The sequence below is a fragment of the Castellaniella sp. FW104-7C03 genome (genome assembly GCF_040276085.1).
Classification (GTDB): domain Bacteria; phylum Pseudomonadota; class Gammaproteobacteria; order Burkholderiales; family Burkholderiaceae_B; genus Castellaniella.
In genome coordinates, this window is sequence record NZ_JBELOK010000003.1 from 290373 (window position 1) to 312805 (window position 22433).

The following is a 22433-nucleotide window of genomic DNA, read 5'->3' on the forward strand; positions in this document are numbered from 1 at the left end:
CGTAAGCCCAATTCATTGGTGAGCCAGGTTTAAGTTGCGCGTTGCCACCGAACGGACCCGATAGATCTGAATTTTGATATACCGAGAGCACCACGTTCATTGCGAGACTTGGAGCCCGGCTTGGTTAGCGCGGCGATTACTGATTCACGTGGAGCCTCATAGATGGCGGTAGCATCAAAATTTTCGTCGAGAAGAACAAGGAGGACAGCATCAAATTCTTTCTTGATATCGATGGAACCCATGCGTTGCCCTGGCTTGCTGCCTTCAAACACGCACCGGCCTTTTATTTGTAAGTAGAACGGCTCCCCATTGCGAATTTCGATGGCGTCATAGCCAGCTTGTCTCGCCGAACTGAGTTCAAGGCCAAGAATGCGAGCAGCCTCGTATTCCGCAACTTCCCCAGTTATCCCTAGCGGTTTGCCGGTAAGTACGCGGTATTGCTGGGCAAGCTTCTTCGCCTCTGCCAAGATAGAGAAAACGTCCTTTGCGCCAAATGACATGCGGAAAATCCAGCAACCAGAAAACACGACCAGCATACCGCATGCAGATGGTGAGTATCCGCTTAGGCGGTAGCCTCCACCGACCGGTCCTGGTCGGTGACGGGCCGATGAATAGACAGTAATCTTTCATGATGCCATGGATTCGATGAGGACCTGGGGATGGCCTTGGTCTTGTCGACTGGGCGGCGCTGTCGCCCTTTCTTTGGGAGACTCATGATGAGTGCTAATACATTAACCCTCGTGCCCACGCATCGGCCTTGGAACAAAGGCAAAATAATCGGTCAGAAGGCACCGTTAAAGCCGAAGGACATCTGGTCAATCCGTGTGCGCCTGCAGATGCAGGATCGCGTCAAGGAGCTTGCTCTCTTTAATCTTGGTTTTGACAGCAAGCTTCGTGGCTGCGATCTGGTCAGCCTTCATGTGCGTGATGTATGCCATGGGAACCAGATTGCCAATCGGGCGATTGTGATGCAGAAAAAGACCCATAGGCCTGTTCAATTCGAGATCACTCCGACAACGCGTGAGAGCGTCGAGGCGTTGATTCGGCAGACCGGTTTGCAGCCGGACGACTATCTCTTCCCAAGCCGGATCCATGGCTCGCCCCACATCGGGACCCGGCAGTACGCTCGGATTCTGCATGGTTGGGTCAAGGAAATCGGACTGGATACGACCGCCTACGGTACGCACTCAATGCGTCGGAGCAAGGCATCAATGATCTACAAGAAGACCAACAATCTGCGGGCAGTGCAGATCCTGTTGGGGCACACAAAATTGGAAAGTACTGTTCGTTATCTTGGCATCGAGGTCGATGACGCCCTTGAACTAGCTGAGCAGTTGGATGTGTAGCCAACTCATGTAGGTAGGCAGCGATCTTACAGTCGCTGTCCGACCCGTTGCAGACCCCCAGACATATGGAAAGCTGACGCTCAACGTGGAGTTAGCCGGCGCGGCGCGGCTTCATCGCGCAGCGTCCGTGTTGATGGATGGGTTAGAACTCTCTGGGGCACACATTTGAGAAAGACTATTTTTCAGCCAACGCAAAACCCGCGTTGCCAGATGCAACCACTGAGACAAATACAAACGGCACTGGACTAGTATTTAGAGCGCCATGCACTTGGCCAGGTTTTGCTATGGCAATATCTCCAGCCTTTAGATGAGCGACTTTGCCGCCTCCTTGGTAATACTCAGCCTCTCCAGAGATAACCGTCCAAGTATCTTGGCCGTCCGGGTGAACATGAGCGGTTATTTCTTGCCCAGGATGGGCATGCCAAACAACAACTGCTGAGTCCTTGGTTTCCAGAACCACTGAACGAATTGGTTCGCCGTCAGACGGACGAATATATTCTGTTACCGAAAATATTCTTGATTCCATTTCCATATCCACTCCAAAAATCAATTTGGCTTGAGAAGTTATTACAGAACAACTGTATCCGAGAGTTCTACGTTGCCGATAACCGGCCCGAAACGGCGGCGCAACGCGCCGCTGTTGGGGGTCCGTGTTCATCGGCGGGTTAGACCTGTGCTTGCGTAAGACGAATATCGACTTCTCGGTCGACGTATTTCCATTCCTCTGACGCACGCAGTTCGGAAAGCAGCCTGTTGAACTCAACCTCATGAATTGGCGCGTATTCGAACCAATTCAGAAAATCGAACGGTTCATTCTCTGAGAGGTCGCGGCAGTGGTGGAGCTTGCGCGCTACTGCAGGCAAATACTGAAGCCCGATTTGGACGTGCTTCGACTGTTCGAAAACGCTCCGGCGTTCGTCTTGCGTGAGCTCCCACCAAGCTGCGTTCTTCCGGATCGGTATTAGCGCACCGCACGTTGCTTCTGGGCGCGCCAGACCTTGCTGCTTCGCTACAATTTCATTCTTCTCTGCGCGCATGACATATCGTTCATTGCTGGTTATTCCACGAAGTATCCAGGGTGCATTGGTTTCAGACTGCAACTCTGAAGCGGATACGACGTTGAGCCTTTTGGCTTCAGGCAGGGGCTCGCCAACTCTCGTTTCGGCCCTGACAATCCGCCAAGGGCCAATGTCTGCGCCGACGAAAGCAAATAATCGTGTATCCATTTCAATCTTTCATGTGTGAATGTTTTAACTCTTGCAGCTTCGAAGAACCTATCTGCCGATCCCGTGATTGTACATCATCGCCTCCGCGCAACTGCGACGACCGCCCGCAGCAATCACATTGAACTTTCGAATCGAAACTGCTGAAGCGAACCTACGCGGACGTACGGCCGCAGTCTGTGCGCTGCCGGACGGAGCGCTGCCAATTTGCGCCTACTGGCAGGCTGTGAGTGCGCGGATGGGCCAGCGACCTCCCTTCATAGAGGGAGCGAAGCAGGTCAGAGACACTATTGAACGTCCGCTACCGGGAAGATGCTTGACCGTCCGCAACTGGCCGTAAGCAGTCATCCGTACCTCACCAGAACCTACACCGTCACGCCCACTTTCCCCGCCGTCACAGTGCCCATGAGGTTGCACCTGAGTCCAGAAGCGCTGGCCGTCGTCTCAGCAAGAACGGTGCGAGCCACAACTAGCAATAACATCGTGTGGGCGTGAGGCGGTCGATCAACCGCCCAGCTCCGCCAGCAACCCTCGCTCAACCATCGCCACCAGCTGTTCGGCGAGCGCCTGGTGTTCGGTTTCGCTCCGGCCCCGCAAGGGGCCATTAAGCACCAAGAACGCCATACCGTGAACAGCCGACCACGCCATCCACTCTGCTCCGGCGCGACGTGCGGGGAGCATCAGACCCGCATCGACCATTCCGTCCAGGGCTTGGCCCAGCAACTGGAAGGGATCCAGGCCGCTGGCACCTTGTGCCGACTCATTGTCAGAGTGGGGAGTTTCGTTCAAGTCGAACGGCTGCGCCGCAAAAGCGGTGCGGAACAGGCCGGGCTCCCGACGCGCAAAGCGCAAATAGCCCAGCCCCACACCGCGAAACGAAGCCCGCGCGCGCAAACGCGGATCGTCCAGGGGTTGCACCGCATTGATCTCGGCCTCGATGGCGTACGCCAGTTGCGATAGCGCGACCCCTCGGACCGCCTCGAACAACGCTTGATGGTTCGCAAAATGGCGATAGGCCGCGTTTGGCACCACACCTGCGCACCGCGTCACTTCGCGCAGCACCACGGCATCAGGCCCACCCTCGCGCGCCAGCGCGACACCCGCTTCAAGCAGCGCGGCCCGCAGGTTCCCGTGTCTATAGGTGCGGCGGGCCGGGCGCAAAGGATCATCCGACATTTGGAAACAATTTTTATGTGGACGGCGTCCACTCAGGCTTTCATATTAACACCAAGTGTACAGCGTCCACACCCTCATCATTCACAGAAATCCTGGGAGATCCTGATGCAGCTCACCCCCTATCTCAATTTCGACGGCGAGTGCGCCGAAGCCTTTGCCTTCTACGCCAAACTGTTCAACGGCACCATCGTCTACCAAGGCACCTTCGGCGAAATCCCGCCTACCGCCGATATGCCGCCCATCCCCGAATCGGCCAGGCAGCGCATCATGCATGTGCATCTGCAAATGGGAGACCAATCGCTGTTCGGATCCGACGCCATGCCGGGTGTGGACACTGCTTGCGGCGGCTATCAGGCGCCGCAAGGCATGTGGGTCTCAATCCGTGCAGCCGACACAGCCGAAGGCCAGCGCCTGTTTGACGCGCTGGCACAAGGTGGTCAGGTCGTGATGCCGTTTGCCAAAACCTTCTGGTCACCGGGCTTTGGCATGACCCGAGATCGCTTCGGCACGCCGTGGATGGTGAACGTCACGTTGGCTGAATGAAAGAAGAAGCGCCACGAAGCAACTTGGCGAAACGTGCTTTCAGGGCAGCCTTGGGGCACAGACGCACGGGAGCGGAGATTCCCTGAGATTTACCCGGCGCCAGCCACCTGCCGCAACGCCTGCTCGAATGTCTCGGGGGGCTGGCCGCCCTGGAGCAGGTGCCGATCGTTCAGGATGATGGAAGGGACAGAATTGATACCCTGCTGGGTGTAAAACCGTTCACGCGATCGTACGTCCGCCGAATACTCGTCGGAGTTTAGAATCTCGCGTGCGCGATCCTGGTTTAACCCCGACTCGCGGCACAACCTGATCAGAGTCTCGTGATCGCTGGGATTCTCGCCGTCCGTGAAATACGCCTTCAAGAGCGCATGCTTCAATGCCAGCTGGTGCCCTTCAAGGCCCGCCCAATGCAAAAGCCGATGCGCATCGAAGGTGTTGTACGTATGCGTGCGCTTGTCCATGTTGAAGGTGAAGCCGACCTCGCGACCCCGTGCCGTGATGAGTTCGCCATTTTGGCGAACCTGTTCTGGCGTCATGCCGTACTTGCGCGATAGACGCTCGACGGTATCCTGCCCTTCGGGCGGCATGTCCGGGTTCAGCTCAAAGGGTTGGAAATGAAGTTCTGCCTCGATTTCGCCCTCGATCCTGGACAATGCCTGCTCCAGCGAGCCCAACCCCACCGCGCACCAGGGACAAGACACGTCGGAGACGAAATCGATCTTGATACGGGTGACCATGTGAAGCTCCTACCAATAGATTGCAACTGACATATTCTGTCCAAGGGTAGCACCTTGAAGACCGCCATGGCGCCGCCCGGAATTTGCTCTCCTGCATCTAGGGCGCCATAAGGGTCAAGGAGATCCAGAGTCAAGTCAATGCTGCCACATCGTGCCGTGGACGTAGGTTGGTGTACTGGCAAATGGCGCGGGTGGCTCCCACTGCACAGCCACATACCATGCGGACCACGCGACGATGATCAGCGACAGCACCCATAGCCATACCGGTATCGGCGAGGGCGACTCGGCGCGACGAGGTTCGAACCGCTCTTCTGCGCCAAAGGCATTGACGGTAAAGCTCAGGTCGCCATGCACGACCGAGTCGCTGCGCAGCCCCGTCAGGGTGATGCCCGGACCATTGCGCACCTGAAACGGCACCTCGCGCACACCAATGCGCCCACTGTGGCTGCGCGCCTCGATATGCAGGCGATGCGGGCCGTCCGGCAATGCATGCGTGTCCAGGCTGACGGTAACTGGCGGCTCGTAATCCGCGATGGGATCCGGGCGGTCATCCAGGTAAATGCGGATGCGGGATTCTTCTTCCATGACCTTGATTCCTTTATCGATCATCATCCATGATCAGATATTTCGGGTGATTCTTATCCTGCTCGCCAGGCTTGACCAGCATGATGATGGCGGCAACAAAACACCCGATGGCACCCAACCCAAAGACAGCAATAATGATCAGATTGCCGATCAAATGGTTTGCAAAACTGTCCATTATCATGATGCAGGCCTCCTATTTTTTAGCCCGTACGGCAGCCACGTCTTTCGCAGTCACGGTTGGCGCCTGATTACCCCAGGAGGTCCGTTCGTGATCGATGATGTCGGCAATTTGGCTGTCGCTTAACTGGGATTCAAAGGACGGCATTTGCGCGGCATAAGTAATGTCATTGATAACCCTGCCGTGCAGGCCGTGCAAGACGACGTGGATATGCTCGGTGGGGTCTTTGGCATTGACCACCGGATTTTGCGCCAGCGGGGGGAACACACCCGGAACCCCTGCCCCTTGCGCGCCATGGCAGGCGGCGCAGGTGGATGCAAACAGCTTCGCACCATCCGCAGCGTTAAAGGTGCTTGCACCCTTACTGCCTGTAGGCCCGGCCGCCGTCGTCGCACCTGTTGGCGCCTGCGCCGCGGCGGCGGGCGCACCGGCAGCCTGGGTATTGGGCAGAGCGGGCTGCTTCAGGGACAACAGATACGCCACCAGGGCCTGGGCATCGGGGCTGGGAATCACCACGCCATGGGCCGGCGCATAGGCCTTGGGCACAGGCACGGGCTGCGTGCCCTGCGGGGCCTGCGCCACAAGCTTGAACAACGCAGGAAACGACGGCATGACCGACTGCGGCACGACGGCACGCGGATCATACAGATGGATGTACTGCCAGATCTTGCTGGATTGGCGCTTGCCGATATTGGTCAGATCTGGCCCGGTGCGCTCGGATGCCAGCAGCTCGGGGGTCTGGTAGGCAAAATCCCCAGGCGCCGATGGCCGGCCAAACACGCGATCGATGGCTTGCGGCCTGACCTGCTGGGTATGGCAATAGACACAGCCTTCGCTGATGTAAACCTGCCTGCCCTTTTGCTGCCACAGGGTCAGTTGATTGACCTCCGGCCCGGGTGGCACTTGCGATAACTCGATGCCGGGCAAAACCGCCATCAGTACCGACAAAACGATATAGAGCAGTGTCGAGCCACCCGCAATGGCAATAAGTTTATTCATGGTCTCAGGCCTCCGCCGGCAGGGGGATGGAGGTATGCGCAGCCGTGGACGAGCCCCGATACGTCATCGTCCAGACATTCCACGCAAACACCAGGTGGCTTAGAAACATCAAGGTGCCCCCCACAGAACGCCACAGCCAGTAAGGCCCCATATCCACCACCGACTGAATGAACGGCGCACCGTGTATCCAGTCCAGCCCCTGTATCGAACCGCCGATGGACAACGCCAGCACGTACACGATGATGCCAACCGTGGCCAGCCAGAAATGAATCCCCAGCAGCAGGTTATTGGGCGCCTTGCCGGTTGCCTTGGGCAGCAGCGCGTAGATGCCGCCCCAGATCGCAAAAGTGACAAACCCGTACATCGTCAGGTGGGAATGGCCCACGGTGTAATTGGTGAAGTGCCACATTGCCTGCACGGACCGGAAGGCCTCGACCGTGCCCTGGGTAGACCCCAACAGATAGCCCAGCACACCCACCAGGATGAACATGGCCGGAGTGCGGCGCATGCGCTCGGGGCGCCCGCGCATGGTCATCAAATAATTGGCACTGCCGCCCCACACGGGCACCAGCATTGCCACGCTGGCGACGATGGCGGTTGTCTGCAGCCACCACGGCAAGGGGCTAAATAGAAAATGGTGCGCGCCCAGCAGCGGGTAAAACGCCAGGTTTGTCCAAAACGCAAAGATCCCCAACGAGTACGAATAGATGGGCCGGTTCATCAACTTGGGCAGGGCGTAATAAAAAACACCCAGCGACAGCGGCGTGAACCACATGCCCACGGCGTTATGCATGTAGTAGCCCTGAACCGCAACCTGCCCCAACCCGTGCTGGTACCAGGGCACCATCGTCACCACCACAATGACAATCGTCCACAAAGTGCCGCCGATGGTGTACCAATTGGACAGGTAGATATCCTTGCCTTCGCGGTGCGCCACCGTGGCAATCATGTTCCACGCAGCAGTCACCAGGCCGGCGCCCAGGATGGCTCGGATCCACCACAGCCATTCGCGATATTCCTGGCCGCCGTTGTTGTAGCCCAGATCCAGCGTAACCGTCCCGGCAATGGCTGCGACATTTAGCAGCACCAGTGTTGCCCACGCCAGCTTCGCGCTGTAGAGGCGTGTGCCAGAGCTCTTTGCAGAGATATAGAGGGCAAGGCCAATCAGCGCCGGGCTGGCCCAGGCATAAAAGGTATCGTTGGTGTGGATGGGGCGCAGGCGCCCAAATGTCAGGGCCAGTGCGGTGGCCAGTTCTGGTGACACGAGTTTTAACGAAAGCAGGACACCTACCGCAGTGGCAAAGATCAGCCAGATCGTTGCGCATATCGTATACGCACTGAACAGGCGGGTCAGTTCGTCGTCACCGTCGGATGGCCGCGCGGATCTTGCAATGATGGTGACGTTTTCATCAGCCATGAATACTCCCGGTGGGCAGGCGCCTGGCCGTCCGGGTGGTGTGCAGTGGGTGCGACAGGGAAGTCTGAAGCTGGCTCTCAGTCGTAGATGGCAAATGACTCTGCCATATCGCGCGCCGCCTAGCGTATGCGCCGTTTCTGTAGAAACTTCAAGCTTAAATAGTACAGTCGGACATTGACACGACCCTGAATTCATACGCCAGGGGCACTGTTTTAAGCTTGCTGTTAGTTGGTCAAGCAAAACGCCAACCAGGCATCCCCTGCGCGTAAAATGACGATATCTTCTTACTCACGATACCGCCCTGTTTACGCCTCTCTTTCGCTGGTTCGAGTCCCGGATCCCTGTCTTCCAGGAGCCGGACGAACGCATGCCGCCCACTGCGGTGGGACGCTTCTATCTCCATTACCTGGTGCAGGTCTGGCCGGTGTTTCTGGCTATTCTGGTGGTCGGGCTGGGGGTAGCCTCAATCGAAGTGGCCCTATTTGGCTTTATCGGCCGCATCGTAGACCTGGCCAAGGAGATTCCCGAGCCGGGCTTCTTCGCCCGCCACGGGCACGAGCTGGCCTGGATGGCTTTGATCACGCTGGTTGCCCGGCCTGTGTTCAGCGGCCTGCACGATTTGCTGGTCAACCAAACCATTGTCCCCAGCCTGACCAACCGCATCCGTTGGCAGAACCACCGCTACGTGATCCGCCAAAGCCTGGGCTTCTTTCAGAACGATTATGCCGGCCGGGTTGCCAACCGTATCCTGCGCACTGGCGATGCCTTGCGCGACTCCGCCGTTCAGTTGGTGGATGCGCTCTGGTATGTCTTGGTCTACACCGGCAGCGCAACCGCCCTGTTTGTACACGCAGACTACCGACTGGCCCTGCCGCTGCTGGTCTGGATCATCATCTACGTGGTTCTGCTGCGGATTTGCGTGCCGCTCATGAAAGACCGCTCCTGGCAGGCCTCGGCGGCAGCCTCCAAACTGATGGGCCGCATCGTGGATGGCTACGGCAACATCCTGACGCTGAAGCTCTTTTCTGATCGCCAGAGAGAAGAAGCCTACGTCGCCGAAGCGCTGGCCGAACAGACCGACAAACTGGCCCGCATGACCCGCATCACCACCGCGCTGGACGCGGGGGTCACGGCCCTGAACAGCCTGCTGATCGCCGGCACGTCCGGGCTGGCGCTGTGGCTCTGGAGCCGGGGCGAAGTCACGGTGGGCGATATCGCACTGTCCACTGGCCTGGTCATCCGCATCAGCAATATGTCGGGCTGGGTCATGACGGTCGTCAACAGCATCTTCTCCAACGTCGGGGCAGTGCAAGACGGCATTACCTCGATTTCACAACCCAGGGCAGTCCAGGATGAGGCTGGCGCCCCACCGCTACGCTTGGTTGAGGGTGCCCTGCACCTGCACGATGTGCACTTTCATTATGATTCACAGCAACCCGTCTTTACCGGGCTGAACCTGAGCATCCACGGCGGAGAAAAGGTCGGCCTGATCGGGCCGTCCGGCGCCGGGAAATCCACCCTGGTCAGCCTGTTGCTGCGCCTGCACGACATCCAGGGGGGCAGCATCACCATCGACGGGCAGGACATCGCCCAGGTTACCCAGGAAAGCTTGCGGATGCAGATTGGCGTCGTCACCCAGGATACGTCCTTGTTGCATCGCTCGATCCGGGACAACATCCTGTACGGCCGGCCCGATGCAAGCGAAGCGCACATCCTGCAGGCCATCCGCAAGGCCCAGGCCGACAGCTTTATCCCGGATCTGGTCGACCGCGACGGCCAGCGCGGCCTGGATGCCACGGTAGGCGAACGCGGGGTAAAACTGTCTGGCGGGCAACGCCAGCGCATCGCCATCGCCCGCGTGCTGCTAAAAGACGCTCCCATCCTGGTGCTGGATGAAGCCACCAGCGCCCTGGATTCGGATACCGAGGCCGCCATCCAGGACAGTCTGGACATCCTGATGCAGGGTAAAACCGTCATTGCCATCGCACACCGGCTATCCACCATCACCCGTATGGACCGCCTGATCGTGCTGGATCAGGGCCGCATCGCCGAAACCGGCACCCATACTGAATTACTGGCCCGAAACGGACTGTACGCACATCTGTGGCGGCGCCAGACCGGCGGATTTGTCGCATCCGATGAGGCGGGCCTTTGAAATGCCCCAGCCTCAGCAAATCTCTCACCCACAGGCCTGCCCTGCCCCACCCTTTGTCGTTCTTGATGCCTGTGTGCTGATGTCCACGGTGCAGCGCCAATTGCTGCTGCGCGTGGCCGAACAAGGCGTATTTCAGCCGATCTGGACAGAACGCATCGGCGAGGAGTGGCGCCGCAACGCCGAGCGTGTCTGGCAGGTTCCACCTGAAAAACTGGCGAATCAATGGGCAGACATGAACCAGCGCTTTCCTGGGGCCATGGAGCCCAACACCGACCCCTATGAAGTCGGGTTGCGCTACAGCGACCCCAAGGATTTTCACGTGATCGCAGCAGGCTTGGCACGTAGAGCACGCTGCGGCTTGCAGCGCCCGCCAGCCGTGCACGTAATGACATGGAATCTAAAGGATTTCAACCGATCCGAACTGCGGCGCCAGGGCTTGAGGGTGTGCACCCCCGATCAATTGCTGGCCGACTGGTGGCGGGCGGAACCATCGCGCCTGGACGCTGCCGTACAGGCTGTGGCTGTCGACTCTGTTGCGCTGGGCCACGCGCCCGAGCCGCTGGCCGACACCTTGCTGCGTGAACGGCTGTGCCGGCTCAAGCGTCTGATAATCAATACACCCGCAAACGGCGGCGCGACGCTGGCCAACCCGTCCTAACCCTTTTCCGTCTCGTTCCTGATTTCAGCCAGCGACTTATGCTGCTTGCCCCGTTCATCGAAGTTTTTAGGGGCCAGCCAGGCTAGAAACGCCCGTTTGAGGCGCGGCCACTCTTTGTCGGTGATGGCAAGCCAGGCCGTATCGCGGGATCGCTGCTTATAGACCGTGGCCTGTCTAAAGATGCCTTCAAAGATAAAGCCCAGCCGCTCGGCCGCTTTGCGGGATGGCGCGTTGAGGCTGTCGCATTTCCATTCGTAGCGACGATACCCAAGGCCTTCGAAAACATATTGCATCAGGAGGAACTGCGCCTCTGTTGAGGCGGGTTTCTGTTTGAGCAGCGGCGAAAACGTGACGTAACCGACCTCGATGGCGCCGCCACGGGGATCGGCGCGTATCAGCGCCAGTGTCCCCACTGCGCGCCCAAGCGTCATATCAATGACTGCATAATGCTTCTGATCCGCAGAGTGTTCCAGGTGTTTGGCATGCAGCAGATACGCTGCCAGGTCATCGAAAGGCCCAACAGAAAGATACGTCCAGTCACGTCCATCCGGCGCCTGGCTGTAGGCCATATAGAGGTCATGCGCGTGGCGCTCTGCGACAAGAGGCTCCAGGCGACAAAACGTCCCCTGGAGCACCACATCCCCTGGTAGCGGTCGATCCGACCAATCGGGCAATGGCTCGCCGATGGGCTGTCCATAATGATTGAGGCGGGTACTCATTTTTCCTCCTGGTAGTGGTGGCTCAGTACCGCACGCTCAATTATGCAGGGACAATCGTGATTACGCCTCTTGCTTGAACAGATCCTGGAAAATCAGAGGCCCCCAGGCCGCGTCCTGTGCATGCACAAGTGCGCCGCCCTCTTCGAGCTTCCCAAGATTCACAGGTGCAAAGCCAAGCCGCTGGGCAAGCGTGGCAACCGACGCGACGGCATCATCATCATTACCGGCAAGAAACACCACTCTCCTGGCGCTGTTTACAGCGGGATCCCGAGCAAGGACACCCGCGCCCAAATGGTTGAAGCCCTTTACAAGCCTGGCGCCAGAAAATGCCCTTGAAACCAATGCGGAAGACAGGAGCCCATCCAGTTCCTCGGAGGGGGCCAAGGTATTCATCGCGTCGATGATGGTCTTTCCCTTCCAGCTGGGCAGCACCTTCGCCACCTCGGGGTGCGACTCGAAACGAACCGCCAAAAAGATGGTGTCGGCCTTGACGGCTTCCTCCAGTGTTTTGGGAAGAATCGTGGGCCCGATCGTAGCCGCATCGGATGCGAAGCTGGCGGGGTCGCGTGTGGCTGCTACGGATACTTCGATGCCATTGCGGGCAAACGCCTTGGCAAGTGCTTGGCCGATGTTGCCAAAGCCGATAATTGCGTAACTCATATACTTTCCTTGAATTTATTAACGCAGTCAGATCGCGTCAAAGTTGTGCCAGGCCACCGTCCACGGCAACCTCGCTGGCGGTCATGCCCGGGGCACCTGTTGTACCGGCGCTCGATCCGGTCAGGATGATTGACCCTCCCTTGCCCATCAGCGGCAACGCCTTCTGAACCGTGAAAATCGTCCCTTTCACGTTGGTGTCGAAAGTTTCGTCGATGTGCTCAGCGGTGATCTCACCCAGCGCCATTTGGCTCCCTGCCCCGGCATTGGCAAAGACGATATCCAGGGTTCCACGCTCAGCGGTCTTTCCATTCAATCTATTCATAATACGTCGCCAAATCGGCGTCCTTTACTGAAGTTAGTAAACAGTCTAAGCACCTTGACGTATCAATACAATTGACGAAAAATTGCTCAATTCAATCTATTATTTAGATCAAATATGCTCGACAGCGTCACGATTAACCAGTTGCGCGCATTCGTTGCCGTCTGCGATCAAGGAAGCTTTTCCGGTGCGGCGCGCAAACTCAGGCGTGCACAATCCGCCATCAGCCATGCCATCAAGGTGCTGGAAACCGCATTTGATGTCGAGTTGTTCGAGCGCAACACACGAAAGGCGCAGCTCACGGCCGCGGGGCACAGCCTCTTACAAGACGCCAGAGCGGTCATCTCCCGCACAGAAGAGATGAAAAACCGCGCCAGCTCGATCGCCAAAACTGGGGCACCGCAGGTTTCGGTTGCCGTCGATGCCTACTTCCCGCGCAGCCACCTGATCAACTGCCTGAGGAAGCTGCAGGCAGAGTTCCACAACGCGTTGATCGACCTGCGTATCACCACCATGCAAGGCGGCGAAAACCTGGTGCTCGAAAGAGTATGTGCGCTAGCCGTCACCATCAATAACGTGCCCGAGGTGAACCCGGACGCCATAGAACGCGACTGGCTGTGCGAGGTGGAGATGGTGACGGTGTGTGCGCCCTCCCACCCGCTTGCTTCAACACCAGAGCCCATCCCGATGGACGAATTCAGCAGACATGTTCAGATTGTCGTGACGGACAACCAGCCCGGGGCAGAGAAGATCCAGCAGGGTGTTGCGGGCAAGCGCCAGTGGCTGGTTAATGATCTTAGCGCCAAGCGCGATCTTCTCAATGCCGGTCTCGGCTGGGGACACTTGCCGCTGCACCTGGTTCGCGACGACCTCGCAAGCGGACAACTCGTTGAACTTGAACGCCGCGCCTGGCATCTCGGTTCTCTCACGTTCATGATCTCGCAACGGCGAGGGCATGATCTCTCCCCATGCGAATTTCGGCTGGTTGAGCTTCTTGGCGCACCTCAGTGCGACTCAAAAAACGGGCAGCGCGCCGCCCCTACGCACCTGTCGACAGCCGTGCCACCAGATCCGGCACCGGGAGATCAAGCAGCGGATCCTTGATCTCATGGCCCAGGATCTGCAAAAGCCGCTGCACCGCAACGCTGGAAACAGCGTCCAGATGCAGATTTACCGCCGTCAGTGGCGGATGACACATCCGGGCGCGCACGCCGTCATGACGGGTGGTCAGCAGCAAATCTCCAGGGACACTTAACCCTGCCGCTTCGATCGCGTGCAGAGCACCACTGGCAAAGGTATCGATCGGAACACAGAGTGCATCCAGTTCTGGATGTTCTGCCAACAGGCGCGCCGCAGCTTGCTGGCCGGCTGCTTCGCCTTCTTCTTCGGCGGCCATGGCCACCACAGGCGTAAACCCCTGGGCCTGTGCCGCAGCCAGGTAGCGTTCGTGAAAGCTGCGCTGAGAGGCCCGCCCGCTGGCACCCAGGATCAGCCCCGGGCGCCGGGCACCCGAAGCATGCAGATGCGACAGCAGCAGATCTGCTGCGGCGGCATGCTGCAGATCGATATTGTTTGGCCCAGGCTCGCCACCGACAGTGACATAAGGCACTGCGCGCTCATCCAGCTCCTGGGCGATGAGGTCATCCGGTGCGGGCTCCAGCAGGATGGCACCGTCGATGTCCATCAAGGACAAGGGATCGCACTGATCCATGGGCGGTGCCAGCACAAGGACATAACCACTTAACAGGGCCCTTCTGGCCAGGCCCATGGCCAGTTCAGTAAAAAACCCCAGTTGTGATTCGCCGGCCGAGACTGCAGCCGGCATGGACGACAGCAAGGCAATTGCATGAGAGCGTCCGGTTCGCAAGCGCTGGGCCCGGACACTTGGGCGATATTTCAGGCGTGCCGCCACATCCTTTACATGCTGGCGCGTGCGTGGATCCACCTGGCCGATGCCGTTTAGAGAATGAGACACCGTCGTGGGCGACAGCCCCGCCTCACGGGCGACATCAGCGATAGTGACTCGTTTGGACGTACGGCGGTAGTTGGTCATGGGAGGCAATCAGGGTTTAGGCTTGCAAAATCACCACGATCCCGGAGACGCTTGAGAAACCCAGGACGAGATAGCGCAGCAAAGGCCCGTCCAGGCGGTGGTGCACAAATTTGCTTGCGTACGATCCTAGCACCAAAAACGGCAGCATCTGTAGCGAAACAAGCAAGGTATGGGCATCCACCTTGCCGCCAATCGCCAGAACCACGATAGAGATGACCTCGCCCACCAAAAAACACAGCGCAACCGTGGAGCGCAGGACTGAGCCGCTTTTGTGCTGATACGCCAGTGCCAGTGGCGGCCCACCCACGCCGGTTGATGTTTCGGTGATGCCTGTGATGAGACCAACCAGGCCCAGGCCTTTCTTGCCCAGATCAAAGGACGGAGACAACAGCGCCACGATGGCGGCAATCAGGGTAGACCAGCCAATCAGCAGGGACAGCTGATGCAGATTGACCACCAGCAAGATCCACAAGCCCAAAAACGTGCCCGCAAACCGGCCGATACTGATCAGCTTCACGCCCCGCCAATCGATGGCAGCACGCTCACGCCAGCCAACATACGCGTTAAGCGGAATCATCAGCACCAGCAGCATCACCGGGATCAGGCCCGGCGCAAACAGTGTGACAATCGGCGCCGACAGCATGGCAAACCCCATGCCACTACTACCTTGGGCAAATGCTGCAGTAAAGACGGCAAGCCCGATCAGCATGAATATGGTTGGGCTCATGGGTGGCGAGCTCCCCATTGGGCGCGATGCTCACTGGCTAGGGGATTGATCCGATGGATGGGTGCGCTTGCGACAATATTTTCCGCCAAGGTACGGGCACGATCCATCAGGGCGCTGCCGTCCCAATCCACCGGCATGCCACGGTCAAGCCGCAGCCGCCCGTGGACAATCACGGATTCGATTTGGTCCCGGTTTGCCAGCCGCACCAGTTCCCACTCCAGATCCCAGGAAGGTACCAGTTCGGGGACATCCAGATTGACCACCAGCATGTCGGCATAGGCGCCCGGTGTGATGACTCCCACCTTGTTGGTCAGACCCACCGCATCCGCGCCACCTTGCAATCCCATATCCAACCAGCGCCAGCCGCCCCCTGAAGAAGAGTCTCCGGACGCCATTGTGTAGGCCAGGCGTTGTGCGGTCTCCGCCGCATCCATCAGGCGGAAGGCGTCGCTGCGGGTGCCGTCTGTGCCCAGCCCCAGCCGCACGCCCAATTCACTGAGCAACAGGGCCGGCGCCACAGCGTTGCCTTTCCAGGCACTGGCCACAGGGTTGTAGCTTACTGCAGCGCCACAATCGCGCAACAAGGTGATTTCGTTGGATGTCAGCAAGGTGGCGTGGGCCGCCAGCAGCTCCGGGCCAATCGCGCCCAGGTGGCCAAGCCGCTGCAGCGGACGCAGCCCCGTAGCAACCAAGGACCGCTCGACCGCAGCCAGGTGTTCATTCAGGTGTGTCTGGAAAGGGACACGGGCTTCGCGCGACAGATGCGCAACCGCTACCAGGACTTCGTCACTGGCCGCTTCAGGGATGGAGATCGCCAAAGAGGGGTGGATGATCGGGCTTGCGCCCCATCGATGCAGATGATGCTGTGCCAATTGCAGGATCTCCTCTTTTGAGGCGACGGACTGACCGCCTTGCAGATCATTGCAGATAACACCCAGCACACATCGTAATCCCACCGCAGAGACCGCATCGGCCACGATTTCCATGCCAACTGTCGCCCGGGTACCCGCATCGGCCACGGTGGTGAATCCCCCACGCAGGGATTCCCAGGCCGCCAGGCGGGTAGCCACGTCAATTGCCTCGGCGTCCATGTATTGTTCCATCGGCACCCAAACACGCTTGAATATTTCTGACGGCTCACCAAACACCAACGATTTTCCAAACGTTTGCGTGACATGATGGTGGGCATCGATAAAGCCAGGCATCAGCAGCCGACGCTTTAGCGCGCACACGGGCAGATCCTGGCCGGCAAACTGTTCCATTGGCCCCACTGCCGTGATCATGCCGCCCTCGACACGCACCCCGAAGCCCGAACGCACGCCTTCGGGCAGCAGCACTTTGTCTGGCGCCAGCAAGACGGCCCGTTTGTGCATCTCCTTCAATGCGTCCATCTCCGATCTCCTTGGAAAATAACCCAGGACAAGGCAGATGGAATGTTCAGAGAAATTCCCGTTCTGTATTGCCCAAATCGATTTGTGTGATGAAATTCTACCTGCCAAATCGAATTGGGGCAATTCATTGATTGATGATCATCCAATAGGCTGGCAAGCTCCCAATAACCCGGGTAAACCCGATATTGACAGAAATGACGGCAAGATTGAGGATTCACATAAATCGATTTGGGAAACAAAAAACATAAACCCAAATCGATTTCGTAAACCCATAAACCGCACTTAGAGGCCAGTCATGGAGACAAACCATCCTTCTCAGGGTGATGCCCTGGTGGAAGAAATCCACCCGGTGGATCAGATCCGCCCCGTCGGCAAGCTGTTCATGTTCGCCATCCAGCACATTCTTGTGATGGTTGCAGCACCCGTATCATCCGTTTTTCTGATTGCCAAGGCCCTGAACCTGTCCGAGGCGCTTTCCTCGGCCCTGCTATCCAGCGTTTTCGTGTTTTGCGGCCTGGGCTCGATCCTGCAGTCTGTGGGTATCGGCAAGATCGGCGTACGGCTGCCATTCATCATGCTGCCCGGCGGCGCCGCCACGATTCTGTTTATCTCGATTGCCCAGGGAACAGACCTGCAAACAGCGGCCGGCGCGGTCATCCTGACCGGTATTTTCTACCTTTTGGCCGTCACGCTGTTCGTCCGCATCCTCAAGTACTTCCCACCACTGGTCATTGGCACCATGGTCCTGGTGATTGGCATCAGCCTGGTCAAGATTACCGGTTTTCTGTTCACAGGCAGGCCGGGCACCGAGCATTTTGGTGATCCCATGCAGCTGCTGCTCGCACTGGTCACCATTGTGTTGACGGTCTTGTGCTTCAGGTTCCTGCGCGGCTTTCTGCGTCAGCTGGCCGTTGCGTTTGGCCTGGTGGGCGGCACGCTTTTTGCCATGGTGCTTGGTGAGACCAACTTCACGGCGCTGATCGCAGGCCCCGTCATCAGTACCCCGACCCTGTTTCCCTTCGGCATACCGCATCTGGATCTGGTCGCTGCAATCCCGATGCTGGTCTGGAGCCTCGCCTCGATGGCAGAAGCCACTGGTCAGACCGTCATTAACGGTGAAATTGTGGGGCGCGAAGTCGACCCCACCCGGGATGTACCGCGCGTGATCCGCTCGGACGGCATTATCTCCATCATCGGCGGGCTGTTTGGCACACCGGTCATGGTCACCAGCGGAGAAAACATCGGCATCGTCCGTGCCAGCGGGGTGCGTAGCCGTTACGTGACGGCTGTTGCCGGCGTGCTGCTTATCGTGATCGGCTTTACACCGATGGCACGGATGCTCAACGGCATCCCGCCCGCGGTCGTCGGCGGCACGGCTGTCGTCGTGTTTGCGATCATCAGTGTGCTTGGCATCCAGATGCTGGCCAGAGTCGACTTTACGCAAACGGGCAACCTGGTTACTTGCACGCTGGCATTGGCACTGGGCTTGCTGCCAGTATTGATTCCGGGCATGTACCATAGCCTGCCGGCCAATATACAAACGATTTTTGGCAGCGGTGTGGCCATGAGCGCCCTGGTGGCAGTCTTGCTGAACCTGCTGTTCAATCATTGCGGCAACAAAGGACAGGGTGGTTCTACACTCAAGCCGGATGAACCTTCACAAACGCGCCCAGCCAACTACCGCATCTGAACCTGACAGGTGGAAAGCCGCCTGTCAGCACAGTAATAAATAAAGGGCCGCCTGGAGGCCGCGCGCGAAACAATCCGTCGCCTCCAGGCAATCAGCGCCCGATGCCGTGGCCGTACACCAGGCGGCCCCCCAGCCAGCCGCCGATAGCCAGCGTGATAAAGCCAGCCAGGCTCAGCAAGAGTGCCAGCACATCCGGGGCCAGCGGCTGCAGATGATCCAGACGCAGGAAAAGCCGCGCTGTGTACAGCGTAAAGGCGGCCAACATAAGCCCCATATGCAGATACACATCCCGCAGCGCCGGGCCGTCCGGCACGCGGGAAAGTTCCAGCACGCCGGCCACCATCGCCAGCAGTGCAACAGCACAGCCCACCATAAGCAGGCCAGCCGACCAACGCCAGGCGGATTCCCCCAGCCAAAGACTGCTGAAATCAGCCAATGTGGCCAGCGACCAACAGGCAATTGGAAAGTGAACCAGCGCGGGGTGCAGAGGATGGCGCATGGCTTTAGAGTACGGCGCTAAGTAACGTAAGGAAGCCAATCACCGCAACGGTGGCGTGCACAACCACGACGGCCTTGGGTGGAAGCCGCTTGCGTGCGTGAAAGGAAACAAGAAAGAACCCTCCCAGCGCCGCAATCAGCAGCAGGATGAAGCCAACCAGCACCGGCTGCGAGGCAGCCCCTTCGGCCAAGGTAATGATGAGCAGTATCAGGCCCACAGCTCCCAGCAGGGCATGCAGCAGCGATAGCACCCAGGGTGCAAATTTGTCGCGCAGGACGCGGGAGGCAAGAATCAGGCCTCCGACGGCCGCGATGGCGAAGACGATAATTGCGACGGTAAGCATTTTTTGTCCTTAAATGGCAGTATTGGATTTTGAACGGTATGCTCCGTTGAAACGGGCCACCTCATCGCCATAGATGCCTGACGGATAAAAAACGTTTCACCGCACAAAACGACACTTATGCTTATCAATGCTGATTTCTCGCGCCGCGCCTCCGTGACGTCTCAACAATACCAATGGATCACCTCTCCTCAGGGAGGTGTCGAGCGCGTGATGCTGGATCGCGTTGGCGCAGAAAAAGCCCGTGCCACCAGCATCGTGCGATATGCACCCGATTCTTGTTTTCCAAACCACAAACACCCTGAAGGCGAGGAAATCCTCGTGCTGTCAGGCACCTTCTCCGATGAGAGCGGAGACTTTCCCGCAGGGTGGTACCTGCGCAATCCGCCCGGCTCCGGCCACAAGCCTTTCAGCCGGGACGGCGCCACCATCTTCGTCAAGCTTCGGCAGATGGCTGCGGGCGATCGACAAAGGGTGCGCATTGATACCCAAGCCCCATCTGCCTGGCAGCGTAATGGTGACAGCGAAATCTGCCCCCTGTTCTCGGATCACCAGGAAAAGGTCTGCCTGCAACGCGTGTCGCCGAATCAACCCATACCCACCCAACACACAGGAGGCCTGGAGTTGCTGGTCTTGTCCGGTGAGGTTTTGATGGATGAGCAGCATTACGCACAAGGCAGCTGGATACGCCTGCCGATGAACGACACCCCCGTCATCACCACTGGCGCACAGGGTGCCACTATTTACCTCAAGACTGGCCATCTGGCCAGCATCACGGCAAGGGGGTAGGAACACAAGGGACTGTGCGTAACGCCGACGCTAAAACCAGGCACAAGCGGCATTTCTAACTTTCACTTAACATCCCGGTGTATGAATTTTCCAGACGCCCCAAGGCCCACACAAAAACTGGCCGTGACGCCCAAATCAACAGTTTTTCCGGGCAGACATTGACTCCCAAAGCCTCCCCACCCCCTGACTCAGCCATGCCTGCAAATCTTATCCACCGCTTGGGACAGCGTTACGCCTTTGTTGTTGTGGGCGTGATTTTTCTGTGCCTGCTGTTTTCTGCGGGCTTGCGAGCCACCCCCAGCGTGTTGCTCGACCCCCTTGAACAAGCTTTTGGCTGGAATCGCAACATCACTTCGCTGGCAGCAGCGATCGGCATTTTCTTTTATGGCATGGTCGGGCCCTTTGCGGCAGCGGCCATGGATCATTTCGGCTTGCGGCGTGTCTTGCTGGGTGCGCTGTTGGTGATGGCAGGTTCATCCGCCGCCAGCGCATATATGAGTCAAACCTGGCACCTGATCGTCTTGTGGGGCTTTTTCTCGGGTGTAGGGTCTGGTGCCGTGGCAGCCGTGCTGGGCGCCACCATTGCCAATCGGTGGTTTACAAAGCACCGTGGCCTGGCCATGGGCATCCTGACAGCCAGTACCGCCACAGGCAACCTGATCTTTTTACCCCTGCTGGCTGCCCTGGCATCTTCCGGCGACTGGCGCTGGGCCGTCTGGGCCGTGGCGTTTGCCATGCTGCTGATGCTGCCTCTGGCCTGGTATTTTGTACCCAACCAACCCGCGGATGTTGGGCTCTTGCCCTATGGCAGTAATCCCGATCTGCCTCCTGCCCCAACTGCACCCAAAATAGGTTTACTGGCCTCTGCGTTTGGCGCACTGGGCAGGGCCGCACGCACGCAAACATTTTGGTTTTTGTTTGCCACCTTTTGGGTGTGCGGCTTCACCACTAATGGCCTGGTGGGCACACACCTGATCGCCATGTGTGGCGATCACGGCATTTTGCCGGTTCAGGCAGCCGGATTGCTGGCACTGATGGGTATTTTCGATCTGGTGGGTACCACGGCCTCCGGGTGGCTTACGGATCGCTACGATCCGCGCAAATTGCTGTGCATGTATTACGGATTGCGCGGCATCTCGCTGATCATGCTGCCCTATAGCGATTTTTCACTCTACAGCTTGTCGATCTTTGCCATTTTTTATGGGCTCGACTGGATTGCCACAGTGCCACCAACCCTGCGGCTGGCCACAGACGCCTTTGGCGACCGTGATGCGCCTGTGGTGTTTGGCTGGATTGTGGCCGGACATCAAATAGGCGCTGCAACCGCAGCATGGATGGGCGGCTACATGCGCGATTCTACCGGCAGCTACCTGACCGCCTTTGTGCTGTCGGGTGCCACCGGGTTGATTGCTGCAGTGATTGCCTTATTGATCAAGCGCCAGCAAGCACCCGCCCCATTGGCCGCGGCCTAATCAGGCAAGCGGCCCATTTGCGGCAAGCCAATATCTGCCTGTTCTCGCCGATAACAGCACACCCGCGCGGGCGGAACGTTAAGCCAGGCGTAGCGCACGGATTTTTGGCTGAAGCCGTCGGCCAAGGCCTCTTGAGTGCCCCACAGCGCGTAGGTAAATTGCACCACATTGGCACCCGGCGACAAACAGGCGCGCCATTGCAAAACCACATCCGCAACCGTATTGGCCGGCAAGGAACGCAAGGGCAGGCTGGATACGATGGCGTCCACATGCATGTTGGCAGGCAGCAATGCCTGTAAATCGGCTGCATCGCCCCCCACCACCGTCAGTGCTGGAAACCGATGGCGCAGGTGCTGAACAAATGCAGGAGATTGCTCGACCACCCACAAGCGATTGGCCGGGACACCGGCATCCAGCAATGCCTGGGTAACCACTCCGGTACCAGCCCCCAGCTCAACGATCAGGCCATCGCCTGTCTGAGAAATTTGTGCTGCCATCAGGCGAGCCAGCTGTCCCGAGCTTGGCCACACGGCGCCGACTGCCCCTGGACGTACCAACCATTCTTTTAAAAACAGGCTGGCAGCAGGGCCGCTTCGTGCTTTACGTAACAGGCGCAGGGCACTGGCCTGATATTGACGCAAATTTTGTAGCAGTGGCCAAGTGCTAGCACTGAAATTTTTCAGCATTCAGGTCTCCGGTTTGGATAACACGAGACTACGTCGACACAATGAGCACTGCCTTAGGAAGGCAGTAAAAA

General features: G+C 58.4%; 24 protein-coding genes and 2 pseudogenes. 8 read left to right on the forward strand and 18 right to left on the reverse strand.

Features of this window, described 5'->3' with window-relative positions; translation table 11 throughout:
- Positions 1-29 precede the first annotated feature (29 nt).
- On the reverse strand, positions 30-536 hold the full coding sequence (locus tag ABS758_RS05315) for a DUF6998 domain-containing protein (RefSeq protein ID WP_350381256.1): 507 nt from the start codon (positions 534-536) through the stop codon (positions 30-32).
- A 180-nt stretch (positions 537-716) separates the two neighbouring features.
- Between ABS758_RS05315 and ABS758_RS05320 the strand changes: the two genes are divergently transcribed.
- The gene (locus tag ABS758_RS05320; RefSeq protein ID WP_350381337.1) at positions 717-1346 is read left to right on the forward strand and encodes a tyrosine-type recombinase/integrase; all 630 of its coding nucleotides are present in this window, start codon (positions 717-719) and stop codon (positions 1344-1346) included.
- 175 nt (positions 1347-1521) lie between these two features.
- On the opposite strand, the gene ABS758_RS05325 is transcribed toward ABS758_RS05320, so the two are convergent.
- The 3 genes from ABS758_RS05325 to ABS758_RS05335 form a co-directional block, all read right to left on the reverse strand.
- Positions 1522-1878, reverse strand: a complete 357-nt coding sequence (locus tag ABS758_RS05325) for a cupin domain-containing protein (protein ID WP_012435589.1) — start codon at positions 1876-1878, stop codon at positions 1522-1524.
- Positions 1879-2011: 133 nt separating this feature from the next.
- On the reverse strand, positions 2012-2572 hold the full coding sequence (locus ABS758_RS05330; protein ID WP_011514928.1) for a chlorite dismutase family protein: 561 nt from the start codon (positions 2570-2572) through the stop codon (positions 2012-2014).
- Between the two features lie 501 nt (positions 2573-3073).
- The gene (locus tag ABS758_RS05335; protein WP_350381259.1) at positions 3074-3745 is read right to left on the reverse strand and encodes a TetR/AcrR family transcriptional regulator; all 672 of its coding nucleotides are present in this window, start codon (positions 3743-3745) and stop codon (positions 3074-3076) included.
- A 105-nt stretch (positions 3746-3850) separates the two neighbouring features.
- Between ABS758_RS05335 and ABS758_RS05340 the strand changes: the two genes are divergently transcribed.
- Complete coding sequence (locus tag ABS758_RS05340) at positions 3851-4288, forward strand: VOC family protein (protein ID WP_350381261.1); 438 nt, start codon at positions 3851-3853, stop codon at positions 4286-4288.
- Positions 4289-4377: 89 nt separating this feature from the next.
- Here ABS758_RS05340 and ABS758_RS05345 read toward each other — a convergent pair whose 3' ends face one another.
- From ABS758_RS05345 to ABS758_RS05365, 5 genes are all read right to left on the reverse strand, one after another.
- Complete coding sequence (locus ABS758_RS05345) at positions 4378-5025, reverse strand: DsbA family oxidoreductase (RefSeq protein WP_350381262.1); 648 nt, start codon at positions 5023-5025, stop codon at positions 4378-4380.
- A gap of 135 nt (positions 5026-5160) precedes the next feature.
- Positions 5161-5610, reverse strand: a complete 450-nt coding sequence (locus ABS758_RS05350) for a hypothetical protein (RefSeq protein ID WP_350381264.1) — start codon at positions 5608-5610, stop codon at positions 5161-5163.
- 13 nt (positions 5611-5623) lie between these two features.
- Positions 5624-5785 (reverse strand): hypothetical protein, encoded by a 162-nt coding sequence (locus tag ABS758_RS05355; RefSeq protein WP_350381265.1) that lies wholly within the window; start codon positions 5783-5785, stop codon positions 5624-5626.
- Between the two features lie 18 nt (positions 5786-5803).
- On the reverse strand, positions 5804-6787 hold the full coding sequence (locus ABS758_RS05360; RefSeq protein WP_350381267.1) for a cbb3-type cytochrome c oxidase subunit II: 984 nt from the start codon (positions 6785-6787) through the stop codon (positions 5804-5806).
- Positions 6788-6791: 4 nt separating this feature from the next.
- Complete coding sequence (locus ABS758_RS05365; protein ID WP_350381269.1) at positions 6792-8204, reverse strand: cbb3-type cytochrome c oxidase subunit I; 1413 nt, start codon at positions 8202-8204, stop codon at positions 6792-6794.
- A gap of 367 nt (positions 8205-8571) precedes the next feature.
- Between ABS758_RS05365 and ABS758_RS05370 the strand changes: the two genes are divergently transcribed.
- Both ABS758_RS05370 and ABS758_RS05375 read left to right on the forward strand, forming a co-directional pair.
- Complete coding sequence (locus ABS758_RS05370; protein WP_350381271.1) at positions 8572-10359, forward strand: ABC transporter ATP-binding protein; 1788 nt, start codon at positions 8572-8574, stop codon at positions 10357-10359.
- Between the two features lies 1 nt (position 10360).
- The gene (locus tag ABS758_RS05375; RefSeq protein ID WP_350381273.1) at positions 10361-11017 is read left to right on the forward strand and encodes a PIN domain-containing protein; all 657 of its coding nucleotides are present in this window, start codon (positions 10361-10363) and stop codon (positions 11015-11017) included.
- Positions 11018-11031: 14 nt separating this feature from the next.
- On the opposite strand, the pseudogene ABS758_RS05380 reads toward ABS758_RS05375, so the two are convergent.
- From ABS758_RS05380 to ABS758_RS05390, 3 genes and pseudogenes are all read right to left on the reverse strand, one after another.
- Positions 11032-11736 (reverse strand): annotated as a pseudogene (locus tag ABS758_RS05380) (GNAT family N-acetyltransferase); the annotation flags it as partial.
- Between the two features lie 60 nt (positions 11737-11796).
- On the reverse strand, positions 11797-12396 hold the full coding sequence (locus ABS758_RS05385; protein ID WP_350381275.1) for an NADPH-dependent F420 reductase: 600 nt from the start codon (positions 12394-12396) through the stop codon (positions 11797-11799).
- 76 nt (positions 12397-12472) lie between these two features.
- Positions 12473-12694 (reverse strand): annotated as a pseudogene (locus tag ABS758_RS05390) (SDR family NAD(P)-dependent oxidoreductase); the annotation flags it as partial.
- Between the two features lie 138 nt (positions 12695-12832).
- Between ABS758_RS05390 and ABS758_RS05395 the strand changes: the two are divergent.
- On the forward strand, positions 12833-13819 hold the full coding sequence (locus tag ABS758_RS05395) for a LysR family transcriptional regulator (RefSeq protein ID WP_350381276.1): 987 nt from the start codon (positions 12833-12835) through the stop codon (positions 13817-13819).
- Here the strand turns inward: ABS758_RS05395 and ABS758_RS05400 are convergent.
- The 3 genes from ABS758_RS05400 to ABS758_RS05410 are packed head-to-tail and all read right to left on the reverse strand — an operon-like array spanning position 13755 to position 16886.
- A complete protein-coding gene (locus ABS758_RS05400) occupies positions 13755-14768 on the reverse strand; it encodes a substrate-binding domain-containing protein (protein WP_350381278.1) in 1014 nt (337 codons plus the stop codon). The two genes, ABS758_RS05395 and ABS758_RS05400, sit on opposite strands and share 65 nt — an antisense overlap.
- A 16-nt stretch (positions 14769-14784) precedes the next feature.
- Positions 14785-15495: a sulfite exporter TauE/SafE family protein gene (locus ABS758_RS05405; protein WP_350381280.1), complete on the reverse strand. Its 711-nt coding sequence runs from the start codon at positions 15493-15495 to the stop codon at positions 14785-14787.
- Positions 15492-16886 carry an amidohydrolase family protein gene (locus tag ABS758_RS05410; RefSeq protein WP_350381281.1) on the reverse strand — a complete coding sequence of 465 codons (1395 nt, stop codon included), beginning with the start codon at positions 16884-16886 and terminating at the stop codon, positions 15492-15494. The genes ABS758_RS05405 and ABS758_RS05410 overlap by 4 nt, the downstream gene beginning before the upstream one ends.
- A 295-nt stretch (positions 16887-17181) precedes the next feature.
- Between ABS758_RS05410 and ABS758_RS05415 the strand changes: the two genes are divergently transcribed.
- Entirely contained in the window at positions 17182-18576 is a 1395-nt protein-coding gene (locus ABS758_RS05415; protein WP_350381283.1) for a uracil-xanthine permease family protein, read from the forward strand.
- A 91-nt stretch (positions 18577-18667) separates the two neighbouring features.
- On the opposite strand, the gene ABS758_RS05420 is transcribed toward ABS758_RS05415, so the two are convergent.
- Both ABS758_RS05420 and ABS758_RS05425 read right to left on the reverse strand, forming a co-directional pair.
- Positions 18668-19075: a DUF2231 domain-containing protein gene (locus tag ABS758_RS05420; RefSeq protein WP_350381284.1), complete on the reverse strand. Its 408-nt coding sequence runs from the start codon at positions 19073-19075 to the stop codon at positions 18668-18670.
- 4 nt (positions 19076-19079) lie between these two features.
- Positions 19080-19418 carry a hypothetical protein gene (locus tag ABS758_RS05425; protein ID WP_350381286.1) on the reverse strand — a complete coding sequence of 113 codons (339 nt, stop codon included), beginning with the start codon at positions 19416-19418 and terminating at the stop codon, positions 19080-19082.
- A gap of 117 nt (positions 19419-19535) precedes the next feature.
- Here ABS758_RS05425 and ABS758_RS05430 point away from each other — a divergent pair, with 117 nt between their 5' ends.
- Positions 19536-20204: a cupin domain-containing protein gene (locus ABS758_RS05430; protein WP_350381288.1), complete on the forward strand. Its 669-nt coding sequence runs from the start codon at positions 19536-19538 to the stop codon at positions 20202-20204.
- A 194-nt stretch (positions 20205-20398) separates the two neighbouring features.
- Complete coding sequence (locus ABS758_RS05435; RefSeq protein ID WP_350381290.1) at positions 20399-21676, forward strand: MFS transporter; 1278 nt, start codon at positions 20399-20401, stop codon at positions 21674-21676.
- Here ABS758_RS05435 and ABS758_RS05440 read toward each other — a convergent pair.
- Positions 21673-22362: a class I SAM-dependent methyltransferase gene (locus ABS758_RS05440; RefSeq protein ID WP_350381292.1), complete on the reverse strand. Its 690-nt coding sequence runs from the start codon at positions 22360-22362 to the stop codon at positions 21673-21675. The genes ABS758_RS05435 and ABS758_RS05440 overlap by 4 nt on opposite strands.
- Positions 22363-22433: the final 71 nt, after the last annotated feature.